Source organism: Bacteroides sp. Phil13, from assembly GCF_001940965.1.
In the GTDB taxonomy this organism is placed as follows: Bacteria; Bacteroidota; Bacteroidia; order Bacteroidales; family Bacteroidaceae; genus Bacteroides; species Bacteroides intestinalis.
In genome coordinates this window covers 105,823-119,150 of record NZ_MSHA01000010.1, presented here as the reverse complement: position 1 = coordinate 119,150, position 13,328 = coordinate 105,823, and the positions used below count along the sequence as shown (strand labels likewise).

The following is a 13,328-nucleotide window of genomic DNA, read 5'->3' as shown; positions in this document are numbered from 1 at the left end:
CTTAACCGTCGCAGCGAAAAGGGATAAAAGTGGCGATGCGGCGGCTTAACCTCTGAAACTTAATATTATTTATGCGGATCAGGAGTTGGATTGTGTTCATATCGGGAAAGAAAGGAATACTTAATATCCCCTACCTTGCATAAACCTAAATATCTGGCAAATAATTTCAGATAATACTGATTTTCTAAAAAAAATATCGTCTCTTTGCAACTTTCGAACTAACATGATACGTCTAACACACAAAGAAACAATAAAAGATAAAACAAAATATGATTATGAAACGGATAATTTTAGCACTCATCGCCGCCATGACATTATGCTCACTGGTACAGGCAAAAAACAGAACGGTTACAGAAAATGACAGTCTGGGGAACAAAAAACGCGTAATTGAACTGCGCGATACTATCATTGACGGAAAGGCTGTAACCGATACGCTCAGCGTCATGACCTACGAAGGAAGGGATTCTGCCCATGCCGACAGAAGATGGAAACAGGACAAAAACGGTGATTGGCACTGGAATCTATTCGACTTAGACGGCAAAACCTCCGAAACCATTATTTCAGTCACTGCCATCGTCTTCATCTTCGGTCTGCCGTTACTCATCGTCTTTACGGTATTCTTTTTCAATTACAAAAATAGAAAAGCCAAATACCGCCTTGCAGAACAAGCTCTCTCCAGTGGACAACAACTACCTGAGGACTTCTTCAAAAATGCGGAAAAAACAGAAGATATCCGCACCAAAGGTATTCAGAACATCTTTATTGGTATCGGATTATTCATCTTCCTTTGGGCCATCACCGGAAACTTCGGAATGGGTTGCATCGGACTATTGATCATGTTCACCGGATTCGGACAATTAGTTATCTATTATACGCAAGACTCTAATAAAAAGAACAACCGGGAGAGATGAGCCAACTCAATGACATATCGTTAGTTGCACAGGTCGTGGTGTTTCGCAACACCAGGGCCTTCGACCAGTTAGTGAAGAAGTACCAGTCGCCCGTGCGACGGTTCTTCCTCAACCTGACTTGCGGCGACAACGAATTGAGTGACGACCTGGCGCAGGACACGTTTATCAAAGCCTACACTAACCTGGCTTCATTCAAAAACCTGTCCAATTTTTCCACCTGGCTTTACCGTATTGCATATAATGTATTTTATGATTATCTTCGCAGTCGGAAGGAGACAGCTGACCTTGACACCCGGGAAGTGGATACTCACTGGAACACCAGTCAGGATGACGTAGGACAACAGATGGACGTTTACCGGGCGCTGGCGACACTAAAAGAAATGGAACGAACCTGCATCACCTTGTTCTACATGGAAGATCAGAGCATCGAAAAGATTGCAGGTATCACGGGATGCCCGGCGGGAACAGTCAAAAGCCACCTCTCGCGGGCAAAAGAAAAAATGGCTACCTACTTAAAACAAAATGGTTATGACGGAAACAACTGATGATAAACTTTTGCAGCAATTCTTCTCTGACAATCGGAAAGAGATAGAAGATAACGGCTTCAGCCGTCGCGTGATGCACCACCTGCCCGACCGGTATTACCGGATTTCGCAGCTGTGGAGCTTGTTCTGCTTTACACTTGCCGTGGTGTTGTTCTTTGTTCTTGATGGTTTGCAACTAGTGCTGGGAGCTTTGCGCGAGACTTTCACCAGTGCCGTACAAAGCGGTGCAGCGGAACTCGATCCCAAATCACTGATCATAGCGGCAGTAGTACTTGTCTACTTAGGATATCGCAAGATTTGTTCTTTAGCATAAAGTTCACTTATCCCTTGCAATAAATCCGTTTACCCTTACAATAATTTAGTTAGTCCTTATCTGCTTTCTGCAAGTCAAGGGCTATTTTTTTTTAACTGAGCAAACATTTCTCACCAATAAATTGTATCTTTGTCGACTCAATTAGAAAAACTAACTAAGCGTAAGAAGTTTTGAGAAGAATATTATTCATCATATTATCATCTGCATTATTTTTTATAGGAAATATTCACGCGCAAGTTGCTACCAGTGACTCGCTCGTGATGCATTATCTACAACAACAAGGTATCCCGGTCACTGCCAACAATGAAGTAAAGCTACTGATGAGCGGACGGGAGAAGTTCCTTGACCTCTTCGAAGAAATACGCCATGCCAAACATCACATTCATCTGGAATACTTCAATTTCCGCAATGACTCTATCGCCAATGCCCTGTTCGACCTACTTGCTATAAAAGTGCAGGAAGGTGTGGAAGTCCGTGCCCTCTTCGATGCTTTTGGCAATTGGTCGAATAGCAAACCACTGAAAAAGCGTCATTTGAAAGCAATCCGTGACCGAGGTATTGAAATCGTGAAATTCGACCCGATTACCTTCCCATGGATCAATCATGCCATGCACCGTGACCACCGGAAGATTGTAGTAATTGATGGAAAAATAGGATATACCGGTGGCATGAACATCGCCGACTATTACATCACCGGATTGCCTAAAATCGGGCAATGGCACGATATGCACATGCGCATAGGAGGAGATGCAGTGCGTTATCTGCAAGGCATTTTCCTCACTATGTGGAACCAAGAAACTAAACAGCATATCGGTGGACCGGTTTACTTTCCGGATATACCGCAACTGCCCGACAGTATAGCGGAAGAAATAGCAATAGTAGACCGTACACCACGGGAAACTCCCCGCTCTATCAGTCACGCTTATGCAGCATCCATCGGAGCAGCACAACATAGCATACAGATTGTAAACCCTTACTTTGTACCAACCAAATCCATCCGGAAAGCCATCAAGCACGCATTAAAGAAAGGTACTGAAGTGGAAATCATGATACCTGCTGTCTCTGATATTCCTTTTACGCCGGAAGCATCTTTCTACATTGTGCACAAGTTGATGAAAAAAGGAGCAAAAGTTTATCTCTTCAACGGAGGGTTCCACCATTCCAAGATTATGATGGTGGACCGGAACTTCTGTACTGTAGGTACAGCCAATCTGAATAGCCGCAGTCTGCGTTATGACTTCGAAACAAATGCATTTATTTTCGATCCCACCGTCACTCATCAGTTGAATGATATGTTTGAACGAGATAAAAAGAATAGTACGCTATTGACTCCCGAGGTTTGGAAGAAACGTTCCGGATGGAAGAAGTTTGTAGGCTGGGTGGGTAACCTGATGACACCATTCCTTTAATTAGAAATAATTATGCTATCTGCCGAAGTTTAATTACCTTTGGCGAGGCTAAAAAGATGGCCACTTTTGTTGTTTATAATTCGTAATCTGCAATCATGAAACAATATTTAGACTTGCTCAACCGGGTATTAACCGAAGGCATACACAAGGAAGACCGTACCGGAACCGGTACGATCAGCGTATTCGGACATCAGATGCGCTTTAATATGGACGAAGGCTTTCCCTGCCTCACCACCAAAAAACTACATCTGAAATCAATTATATATGAATTGCTATGGTTCCTGAATGGAGATACCAATGCCAAGTATCTGCAAGATCATGGCGTTCGCATCTGGAACGAATGGGCGGATGAAAATGGTGAGTTAGGACATATTTACGGTTATCAATGGCGCTCCTGGCCTGATTATAAAGGTGGTTCCATCGACCAGATCAGTGAGGCTGTAGAAACAATTCTTCATAATCCGGATTCCCGACGCATCATTGTCAGTGCTTGGAATGTGGGGGATCTTGACAATATGAATCTCCCTCCTTGCCATGCGTTCTTTCAATTCTATGTGGCAAACGGACGGTTAAGCCTCCAACTCTATCAACGTAGTGCGGACATTTTTCTTGGTGTACCTTTCAATATTGCGTCTTATGCTCTACTGTTGCAGATGATGGCACAGATAACCGGATTGAAGGCAGGAGACTTCATTCACACGCTTGGTGATGCGCATATTTATCTGAATCATCTGGAGCAGGTGAAACTACAACTTTCCCGTGAACCACGCCCATTGCCACAAATGAAAATAAACCCGGACGTGAAGAGTATCTTTGATTTCCAATATGAAGATTTCGAATTGGTAAATTACGACCCGCATCCGCATATTGCCGGTAAAGTTTCTGTTTAACAAATCATAAATCCAATCATGGTTAGTATCATCGCCGCCGTAGACCGTAACTTAGGGATCGGCTTTCAAAATAAACTGTTATTCTGGCTTCCCAATGATTTGAAGCGTTTCAAGGCATTAACCACAGGGAACACAATAATCATGGGAAGAAAAACATTTGAATCTCTGCCTAAAGGCGCACTGCCCAATCGTAGGAACGTAGTGCTTTCATCCAATCCTGCAACTCTGTGCCCCGGCGCAGAAGTATTTCCCACTCTTGAAGCAGCTTTGCAGAGCTGTCAACCGGAGGAACAAGTATATATTATTGGCGGTGCAAGTGTTTATAAGCAAGCAATGCCATTGGCAGATATGCTTTGTCTGACAGAAATCGCTGCCGAAGCACCTCAGGTAGATGTTTATTTCCCGGCTGTGGATTTTGCGATATGGCACGAAAAAAGCAGGGAGTCTCATCTCGTTGACGAGAAACATCCCTGCTCCTATGCATTTGTGGATTATATCCGTAAGTAATTCCTAATCTTCATCGACCTCCACCATGATTGGCATCTGCCGCTTAATGGCTTCATGGAAAGATATCAGTGTTTCAGTGCGCGCTAACCCCAGTGGCTGTAATTTATCATGGATAATGCTCAGCAAATGGTGGTTATTGCGTGCGTAAAGTTTGATAAACATATCATATTTACCTGTCGTAAAGTGACATTCCACAATTTCCGGAATAGCTTCAAGCGCCTTTGTCACTGCGTCAAATGATTCCGGATCTTTCAGGTAAATACCAATATAGGCACAAGTTTCATAACCGATCTTTTCCGGATCGATAACGTATTCCGATCCTTTTAAGATACCTAAATTCGTCAGTTTTTGTATGCGTTGATGTATGGCTGCGCCGGAAACATTACAAGCTCTTGCCACTTCCAGAAAAGGAATACGGGCATTATCTGCAATCAATTTCAGTATCTGCTCGTCTAAAGTATCCAATTGATGATGTCCCATTTCTTAATTTATGATTAATAAATAACGATTGCTTTACCGTATTCTCATACAGTAATATGCAAAGTTAGCAAAATCTTTCCCAATTAAAATACGATTTATTACTTTTCTTGCTAAAAAATGAATAAACCCACACTCGGCTTTATTTTCTCATACATGCATGAAAGTTATGCGCTCAATTTGCATTATCTTTGCCTATAACTACAAAATAAGATTGCTATGAAAAAATATCTTGTACTTGCATTATGCTTGCTGATACTAACAGTAGGCCATGCGCAAAACTACACTGAGTATTTTGCCGATAAGACATTGCGTGTTGATTATATCTTTACAGGAGACGCTTCTTGCCAAAATGTTTGTCTGGACGAGCTATCCGTACTTCCATCATGGGCCGGAAGACGCCATCATTTGGCCGAACTACCTTTGCAAGGTAACGGACAAATTATCATGAAGGATTTGGAAAGTGGAAAAACAGTCTATACGACTTCTTTTTCTTCCCTCTTTCAAGAATGGCTGGAGACGGATGAAGCTAAGGTCATCAGCAAAGGATTTGAAAATACATTTTTACTCCCCTATCCACTCCGCCCCGTGGAAATAGAAATCACATTGTTAAGTCCGAGAAAAGAAGTGCGTACATGTCTGAAACACACTGTTCGCCCGGATGATGTACTTATTCATCAAAAAGGGACTGCACATATCACTCCGCATAAGTACCTGCTAAAAAGTGGTGAAACAGATAAATGTATCGACGTAGCCATCCTTGCCGAAGGATATACGCCTGCCGAGATGGACGTATTCTATCAGGATGCGGAAATCGCCTGTAAGAGTCTATTTTCACACGAACCATTCAAAAGTATGAAAGATCGCTTCAATATTGTAGCAGTCGCCAGTCCTTCTGACGACAGTGGTGTAAGTGTCCCCCGTTTAGGAGAATGGAAGCATACGGCTTTTAACTCGCATTTCAGCACATTCTATTCTGATCGTTACCTGACAACCCGGTGTGTCAAATCCATACACGATGCTTTAGCCGGAATACCTTATGAACACATTATTATTCTCGCCAATACTGAAGAATATGGTGGTGGCGGTATCTATAATGCATATACTTTAACCACTGCACACCATCCGATGTTCCGCCCGGTAGTTGTGCATGAATTTGGGCACAGCTTCGGAGGATTAGCTGACGAGTACTTCTACAATGATGACGTCATGACAGATACTTACCCATTGGATACAGAACCTTGGGAACAGAACATAAGTACACGCGTAGATTTTGCTTCAAAATGGGAAGATATGCTTGTCAAAGGTACTCCTGTCCCTACCCCTGTCAGCGAACAGGCTAAGTATCCGGTAGGAGTGTATGAAGGAGGCGGATATTCTGCCAAAGGGATATTCCGTCCTGCTGATAACTGCCGCATGCGTACCAATGAACATCCTACATTTTGTCCGGTATGCCAACGAGCACTGCAAAGACTAATTGATTTTTATACAAAATAATAAGAGAACTAAACTTTAAAGACCAACATTATGATCAGACTTCAACGCATCAGCACCGCTGATGGATTTTTGTATGAGTACATGGAACAGTTGATAACCGCTGCCTTCCCACCGGAAGAACACCGCCCCTTAGAGGAGCTTCGTCTGTACACCGATAGCAGACCTCACTTCTATAACAATATTATTTTCCATCATGATACCCCTGTAGGATTCATTACCTATTGGGATTTCGGCAAATTCTACTATGTCGAACATTTCGCCGTAGATCCAGCCCAGCGTAATGGCGGACATGGAAAGAATGTTTTAAATCATTTATGTCAGTTGCTTCAACACCCTATTGTCCTGGAAGTGGAAATGCCGGAAGAAGAAATGGCCCAAAGACGTATTAATTTCTATAAGCGCCAAGGATTCGTGCTCTGGGAAAAACCATATCTTCAACCTCCATACAGACCTACAGATGAATATCTTCCAATGTTGCTTATGGCTCATGGAGATTTAGAGTGTGAAAGAGATTTTGAAACAGTAAAAGACTCTATATACAAAGAAGTATATAATGTAAGGGGATAAAAAATAAAGGGTGCTTATTTCGAATAAGCACCCTTTATTTTTTATAGTTTGATTAACTTTTTACTGACGCGGTTGCGCAGAATAGTTAAGTTTCAATGCATAAGCTTTACGAAGAGCTTCTTTGATATCTGTAACGATACCCATTTTCGTATCTTGGTCAACTTTCAAAGAAACAGTCATCTGAGGCTGATCTTCCTCCTTCATACTGGCACGTTCACCAATAATGTAGTCCTGAATTTCAGCAACTTCAGCATAGCTATCATTCAATTGGATACGGCTTTCATTGCCCAGTTTCTTACGAAACTCAGCTGTAGGTTTTCCTACATAGATAAACGTAACCAAAGATTTCTTTTCCAGTTTTTCCAATTCTGTAGCTTGCGGAACCTTAAACTCAACCTTTAATGTTACCTCACGCATTGTTGTTACAATCATAAAGAAGAACAACAGAGTAAAGATAAGGTCAGGCAGAGAAGAAGTATTCAACGCAGGCATTTCGCGTTTACCAGTCTTATTAAATTTTCCCATTACTTCTTTTCTCCGTACTTTTTAGGTTCTGCCTCAGAAATCTTCTGAGGATATACATCACGAATTGCTTTTTGTTGATCTTCATCCAAAGCGGCATAATTTTTGCCAAACTTTTCCTGAGACAATTCTTCTCTCAGCTCATTATAAGCAGCCACCAGTTCATTCTGAACAGCCAAATATGCCTTGTAGGAAGATCCACGGTCGCAACGCAAAGAAACTACATGCTTTTCCGTAACCTGCATAGTACCAAAGAAAGGTATCTCTTTTGCATGCTTTTCCGGTTTGGTTTCATCATTATACGGGTTAGCAATGAATTCTTTTGCCTTATCTCTCAATTGATCTACATTGATATAGTCTCCATTAGCCATCAACTGGTCGTTCATGTTTAGGAAGACTGTCATAACGTTACGCTCCTTAACCTTATCTGAATCATCCTTTCTATCTTCTGTTTCGGGTGGTGGCGGCAAACGTCTTGCCAAACCACGGTCCGTATCCATAGAAGTCGTAATCAAGAAGAAGATCAACAATAGGAAAGCAATATCCGCTGTAGAACTTGAGTTTATATCAGGAACTTTTCTTTTTCCTTTTGCCATTGTAATTACTCCATTAGATCGAGTTCCCTCAATCGATTATGATAATTTCTTTTTAATACTACTGAAAAGCATTGCAAGAACAGTTGCTCCCAGTAAGAAATAAATAGTATACAGGAACATATCAGTAACCTTTAGCCAGAACGGAACATTATCAGTTCCACTATAACCTGGTATATTCATCTGTTCTCCACTACCCATAGACCAAGCAACGATCATTACGACAACCAATAAAATAACACCTAGTAGTGATTTCAAAGCTTTTACAGGATTATCTTTTAATGCGCTACCAAATTGCAGGATAAACGCAGCTACCATTGCAACAACAGTCAAAGCAAACAAACCATACATCAAGTACAGCAGACTTTCTGTCTGTGCAGGCTGCCACATCTCGGGATCAACACCCGTCAGTACTGCATCGCCCTGAGCATCTCCACCGAAGTAGAATAAGCCCAATACTACTAAAATAGCGGCGAATAAAACATACAGTACGTAATATGATACTCTATATGATAATTTAGCCATTTCTCTTATTTTTTGTATTTCAAGTTATATTTGATAACCATATCCAACAGAGTGATAGAAGAATCTTCCATTTCGCTGGTCAAAGCCTCGATCTTAGACAGGATATAATTGTAGAATACCTGCAGAATCAAAGCAACGATCAAACCGAAAATAGTTGTAATCAAGGCAACTTTCATACCACCTGCTACAACCGTCGGAGAGATATCACCTACTTGTTGGATCTTATCAAATGCCTGCACCATACCAATTACAGTACCCAAGAATCCCAAAGACGGAGCCATTGCGATGAACAGTGTGATCCAAGAGCAACCTTTTTCCAAGTAACCAGCTTGTACACCACCATAAGATACTACTGACTTCTCAACTACGTCAAGACCTTGATCAATTCTCAATAAGCCTTGGTAATAGATAGAAGCGATAGGACCTCTTGTATTACGTGCGATGTCTTTAGCAGCTTCTACGTCGCCTTTTTCCAAAGCAGCTTCAATAGCAGCCAAGAATTTCTTTGTGTTGATTTCAGCCAAGCTCAGATAAATGATACGTTCAATACAGAATGCAAGACCGATAACCAAAGCGATAGCAACCAAACTCATGAAAGATGCAGTACCTTCAATAAATTTAGTCTTGATTTCCTTGTGAATACCACCTTCTTCTGCCTCTACAGTAGCATCACCAGCAGGAGCTGCTTGAGCTGCAGGAGCAGCTTGTTCTGTTTGTTCAGCTGCAGGAGCATCTTGAGCCTGAGCAAGTTGAGTTGAGCCAAATGTTAAGACTCCCATCACAGCAACAATTGCAAATAACTTTTTCATTGTGTGTCTAATTTTTAAGATTAATTAATTAAATTGTTTATTATATTCATTTATTATTTTTGTTTCCTTCTTTCATTCTGCGGAGAGACGGGGATTCGAACCCCGGATACCCTTTAGAGGTATACACGCTTTCCAGGCGTGCCTCTTCAACCACTCGAGCATCTCTCCAATAGACGCCTCTTTCAAAAACGGCTGCAAATTACAAAAAAAATGCGAACCACAAGCGTTTTCAGCTACAAATGTATTCTTTTTTTCGTTCTTGCCCCTCATTCTCTCCGTTTTATCTTTAATAAAATCTCAAAATTAATAAACTTTAAAATCTTTACGATGTTATTTGAGCATTCCAAACACTTTTAAAGCGTTCTCGGAAGTAACACGTCCAACGGCCTCCGGAGACATCCGGTAGATATCAGAAACCTTCATCAAAGTATCCTTCACATAGGCGCTTTCATTTCTCTTACCACGATTCGGAACCGGAGTGAGATAAGGGGAATCCGTTTCAAGAACAATCTTCTCCAAAGGTATTTTAGTCAAAACTTCCGGAAGGCGCGACTTTTTAAAAGTGACCACACCATTAATTCCAATTAGAAAACCTGAAAACTCCAGAATCCGGGCAGCCTCATCATCAGTACCCGTGAAACTGTGAAAAACTCCTTTTAAAGAAGTATTCTTGTAAGGTTCCAGTACATTATATATATAGCCAAAGGCATCCCGACAATGAATAACGACAGGAAGGTCATATTCCAAAGCCCAATTGATTTGCTTATCTAATACAATCTGCTGTTCTTTCAGAAAAGTTTTATCCCAATAAAGATCCATACCAACCTCCCCTATTGCAATATACTTATTGAAAGACTTTAGTTCACGAGCCACAATCTCCAGTTCTTTTTCATAATCGGCATTAACAGAAGTAGGATGCAGTCCTATCATAGGAAAACAATAATCATTATAGGTATTACATACCGATAACATTGAATCAATTGTCGTACTGTCGATATTAGGCATAAAGATATGAGTGATTCCTGCAGAACGGGCACGCTCAATAACTTGCGGTAAATCTTCTGAAAATTCTTCTAAAAAGAGATGGGAATGTGTATCTATCAGTCTCATTTGTTTACTTCTTCTTTTCGTTTTTCACCGGTACGGTAATAGTAAATTAATCCGTAATCACGGCACAAATCCAAACGTTTCTCATTTGGAGAAACATCTTCAAACTTTTTTTCAACCTGGTTCCAAATATCTAAAATCAATTCATCTGCTGTGGTTCGCATAGCAGAAAGAGATTCTAAACTACGCGCTGTCAAAGCTTGCAGATTTTTTTGTCGGTCATAACTATCTGTAAAGATATCATAATGCACTCTAACCTTGGCTATTGTAGGATTATAAATAGGAATTCCGCCCTGTGAAGTTCGTTTAGCCTCTCCATCTATAATTTTTCGTCCCCATTCCACTAATGCTGTTTCTGTTGATAAATCCGGAACATTTGTACTATCTCCCGGTAAGCCATAATATGCTTTGTGAGCAACACGTACTTCCGAACGTATTACAGCTAAATTCAATACCTGAATAAAATGAGATACATACAAACGCGCCATCTTTACATTGGCCTGATGCTTATGACCAGCCTGCGACTGACGTTCAAAACATTGCAAATAATAAGACTGGGCAGCCTCAAACCTCGTCAAGAAATTCCGGGCCTCTGTCAACGTCTTCAGGGAAACTGCCAAATCATAAAGGTTCTGGACATCAGCTTTCGCAACCACTGCTTTCAGTGCCCGTATTCTCGCCTGATCTGTATTTGGTAATCTTCTATAAGGCATAAATCCAAAAAGACACTATTAAACCTCTCTATGCATCAAATTCTCTATTACCTTTTTAAGTTCTTCTTTCTTTTCCTCTGCAACACTGACAGCCGCTAAACTTTCCATCGCACGATTGCTATACTCCAACATTTGATTCTCACAAATAGCTTTTACGCCAATCTGATTATAGAGTTCCGTAACGGCAGCAATCTTTTCAACGGGTTGAAAGGCTTTTGCATGAACCCAATAATTTAACTGCTCACGTTGACTTGAATCGGCATGTTCAAATGCCTTAATCAGCATATAAGTTTTTTTATTGCAAAGGATATCTCCACCAATATTTTTCCCAAAGACTTTGACATTACCATAAACATCCAAAAGATCATCTTTCAATTGGAAAGCAACTCCTATTTGCATTCCAAAATCATATAAACGATTTGCATCTTCTGCTGAAGCACCTCCCAAACGGGCACCGATTCGCAAACTTGCAGCTAATAAAACTGCTGTTTTCAGACGAATCATTTCCAGATATTCTTCCGCCGCTACATCATTTCTCTGTTCGAACTCCATATCCATTTGCTGACCTTCACATATTTCAAGGGCTGTTAGACTAAAAAGATCCATGACTTCCTTCAAAAAGGATGGAGAACATTCTGCCATAAATTGATAAGCTAAAATCAACATTGCATCGCCCGAAAGAATCGCAGTATTATCATTCCAGACTTTGTGGACCGTTTCTTTGCCTCTACGACGATCAGCACGATCCATCAAATCATCGTGAAGAAGGGTATAATTATGATAAACTTCAATACCTATAGCCGGAGCATAGATACGAGTCACATCTTCCTGATACAAATTATAAGCCATCAACATTAATACCGGGCGAATTCGCTTTCCACCCATAGACAGAACATATTCCACCGGAGCATACAATCCCTTTGGAGTACGCGTAAACTGTAAATCAGTAATATGAGAATTAATTTTTTCGAGAAGCTCGGAAGCTGTAAACATAGTGATTATAAATTAAGGAGAATAGTAAGAATAAAAAGAGGCTGCTTTATCGGCAGCCTCTTTATTTATATAGATAACGTATTACTGCAATCTGAACATTACAGGCACTGTATATTTAACGCGTACAGGTTTACCGCGCTGCATACCGGGTTTCCACTTCGGCATAGTACCAATCACACGGAGTGCTTCTTTATCCAAATACGGGTCAACACCTCTTATGACTTTAGCGTCTACAATACTACCGTCCTTATTAACAACGAATTGTACTGTTACACGACCTTGAGTACCGTTTTCCTGTGCAATAGTAGGATATTTGATGTTCTTGCTCAAGAATTGCATCAAACCAGCCATACCACCATTTGGGAATTCAGGCATTTGTTCTACAACCTCAAAAATGGTTTGTTCTTCCGGTTCTTCTTCAACAACAGTTACAGGTACATACTTTACCTCTACTGCCTGACCTGTTTCTTCAGAAGAAGCAATAACTGTTTCTTCCACATCAGCATCATCAGCTACGATTTCCAACGTTTCGTTAATCGGAGCTACTTCTGGAGGAGGAGGAGCTACTTTTTCTTCCTGCTCAGTGATAGGAACCATTTCTTCTTCAAAATAGAGATCAGTAAGCGCCTGGCTTGTATCGATCTTGATATCGCGCTTTGTCCATTCAAATGCTATAAACATAAAAGCCAGCACAATAACATAACCAATAAGCATCCAAGTCGATTTTTTGTTCTCCAAATCTGCTTTAGGTGTTTTCTTAATTTCCATAATTATAATATTATTTTAACGTGTTTCTCATTTTGGGCAAATATAGTACTTTTTCTGCAAAACGTTCATCCGTACTATCTTTTTTAAGACAATATACACCCATTTTTGTTTTTTTTATCCTTCAAAAAGCACACCTGCGCTTTTGTGCCACAAATGTAACGAGATATTTTAAAAATACCGTA

General features: G+C 40.7%; 17 protein-coding genes and 1 tRNA gene. 8 read left to right on the top strand and 10 right to left on the bottom strand.

From position 1 onward, the window contains the following. Positions 1 to 275: 275 nt before the first annotated feature. From BWI44_RS01625 to BWI44_RS01600, 6 genes are all read left to right on the top strand, one after another. Positions 276 to 911, top strand: a complete 636-nt coding sequence (locus BWI44_RS01625; protein WP_195208326.1) for a DUF6249 domain-containing protein — start codon at positions 276 to 278, stop codon at positions 909 to 911. After that, positions 908 to 1,456: an RNA polymerase sigma factor gene (locus BWI44_RS01620; RefSeq protein ID WP_118424048.1), complete on the top strand. Its 549-nt coding sequence runs from the start codon at positions 908 to 910 to the stop codon at positions 1,454 to 1,456. The genes BWI44_RS01625 and BWI44_RS01620 overlap by 4 nt, the downstream gene beginning before the upstream one ends. After that, on the top strand, positions 1,440 to 1,769 hold the full coding sequence (locus tag BWI44_RS01615) for a DUF5056 domain-containing protein (protein WP_118308190.1): 330 nt from the start codon (positions 1,440 to 1,442) through the stop codon (positions 1,767 to 1,769). Before BWI44_RS01620 ends, BWI44_RS01615 begins: the two co-directional genes overlap by 17 nt. 224 nt (positions 1,770 to 1,993) lie before the next feature. Continuing rightward, positions 1,994 to 3,178 (top strand): cardiolipin synthase, encoded by a 1,185-nt coding sequence (gene cls / locus BWI44_RS01610; protein ID WP_286810847.1) that lies wholly within the window; start codon positions 1,994 to 1,996, stop codon positions 3,176 to 3,178. 95 nt (positions 3,179 to 3,273) lie between these two features. Beyond that, a complete protein-coding gene (locus BWI44_RS01605; protein WP_007667929.1) occupies positions 3,274 to 4,068 on the top strand; it encodes a thymidylate synthase in 795 nt (264 codons plus the stop codon). 18 nt (positions 4,069 to 4,086) lie between these two features. Beyond that, a complete protein-coding gene (locus tag BWI44_RS01600) occupies positions 4,087 to 4,575 on the top strand; it encodes a dihydrofolate reductase (protein WP_195208328.1) in 489 nt (162 codons plus the stop codon). Between the two features lie 3 nt (positions 4,576 to 4,578). Here BWI44_RS01600 and BWI44_RS01595 read toward each other — a convergent pair whose 3' ends face one another. Further along, positions 4,579 to 5,055, bottom strand: a complete 477-nt coding sequence (locus tag BWI44_RS01595; protein WP_007667933.1) for an Lrp/AsnC family transcriptional regulator — start codon at positions 5,053 to 5,055, stop codon at positions 4,579 to 4,581. 216 nt (positions 5,056 to 5,271) lie between these two features. Here BWI44_RS01595 and BWI44_RS01590 point away from each other — a divergent pair, with 216 nt between their 5' ends. Together BWI44_RS01590 and BWI44_RS01585 are read left to right on the top strand one after the other, a co-directional pair. Then, the gene (locus tag BWI44_RS01590; protein WP_007667935.1) at positions 5,272 to 6,549 is read left to right on the top strand and encodes an IgA Peptidase M64; all 1,278 of its coding nucleotides are present in this window, start codon (positions 5,272 to 5,274) and stop codon (positions 6,547 to 6,549) included. A gap of 30 nt (positions 6,550 to 6,579) precedes the next feature. Beyond that, complete coding sequence (locus BWI44_RS01585; RefSeq protein ID WP_117707788.1) at positions 6,580 to 7,116, top strand: GNAT family N-acetyltransferase; 537 nt, start codon at positions 6,580 to 6,582, stop codon at positions 7,114 to 7,116. A gap of 60 nt (positions 7,117 to 7,176) precedes the next feature. Here BWI44_RS01585 and BWI44_RS01580 read toward each other — a convergent pair whose 3' ends face one another. The 9 genes from BWI44_RS01580 to BWI44_RS01540 form a co-directional block, all read right to left on the bottom strand. Continuing rightward, positions 7,177 to 7,641, bottom strand: a complete 465-nt coding sequence (locus BWI44_RS01580; RefSeq protein ID WP_007210400.1) for an ExbD/TolR family protein — start codon at positions 7,639 to 7,641, stop codon at positions 7,177 to 7,179. Continuing rightward, positions 7,641 to 8,234 (bottom strand): ExbD/TolR family protein, encoded by a 594-nt coding sequence (locus tag BWI44_RS01575; protein WP_118296224.1) that lies wholly within the window; start codon positions 8,232 to 8,234, stop codon positions 7,641 to 7,643. The genes BWI44_RS01580 and BWI44_RS01575 overlap by 1 nt, the downstream gene beginning before the upstream one ends. A 36-nt stretch (positions 8,235 to 8,270) precedes the next feature. Then, positions 8,271 to 8,756 (bottom strand): hypothetical protein, encoded by a 486-nt coding sequence (locus tag BWI44_RS01570; protein ID WP_007218977.1) that lies wholly within the window; start codon positions 8,754 to 8,756, stop codon positions 8,271 to 8,273. Between the two features lie 5 nt (positions 8,757 to 8,761). Beyond that, positions 8,762 to 9,565 (bottom strand): MotA/TolQ/ExbB proton channel family protein, encoded by an 804-nt coding sequence (locus tag BWI44_RS01565; RefSeq protein WP_007659875.1) that lies wholly within the window; start codon positions 9,563 to 9,565, stop codon positions 8,762 to 8,764. 80 nt (positions 9,566 to 9,645) lie between these two features. Continuing rightward, positions 9,646 to 9,733: transfer RNA gene (locus BWI44_RS01560), tRNA-Ser, on the bottom strand. Positions 9,734 to 9,895: 162 nt separating this feature from the next. Then, positions 9,896 to 10,675: a TatD family hydrolase gene (locus tag BWI44_RS01555; protein WP_138292926.1), complete on the bottom strand. Its 780-nt coding sequence runs from the start codon at positions 10,673 to 10,675 to the stop codon at positions 9,896 to 9,898. Next, positions 10,672 to 11,385 (bottom strand): hypothetical protein, encoded by a 714-nt coding sequence (locus BWI44_RS01550; protein WP_007659880.1) that lies wholly within the window; start codon positions 11,383 to 11,385, stop codon positions 10,672 to 10,674. Before BWI44_RS01550 ends, BWI44_RS01555 begins: the two co-directional genes overlap by 4 nt. Before the next feature lie 18 nt (positions 11,386 to 11,403). Further along, a complete protein-coding gene (locus BWI44_RS01545; RefSeq protein WP_195208330.1) occupies positions 11,404 to 12,378 on the bottom strand; it encodes a polyprenyl synthetase family protein in 975 nt (324 codons plus the stop codon). An 81-nt stretch (positions 12,379 to 12,459) separates the two neighbouring features. Continuing rightward, positions 12,460 to 13,146 (bottom strand): energy transducer TonB, encoded by a 687-nt coding sequence (locus tag BWI44_RS01540; protein WP_007659882.1) that lies wholly within the window; start codon positions 13,144 to 13,146, stop codon positions 12,460 to 12,462. Between the last annotated feature and the right edge of the window lie 182 nt (positions 13,147 to 13,328).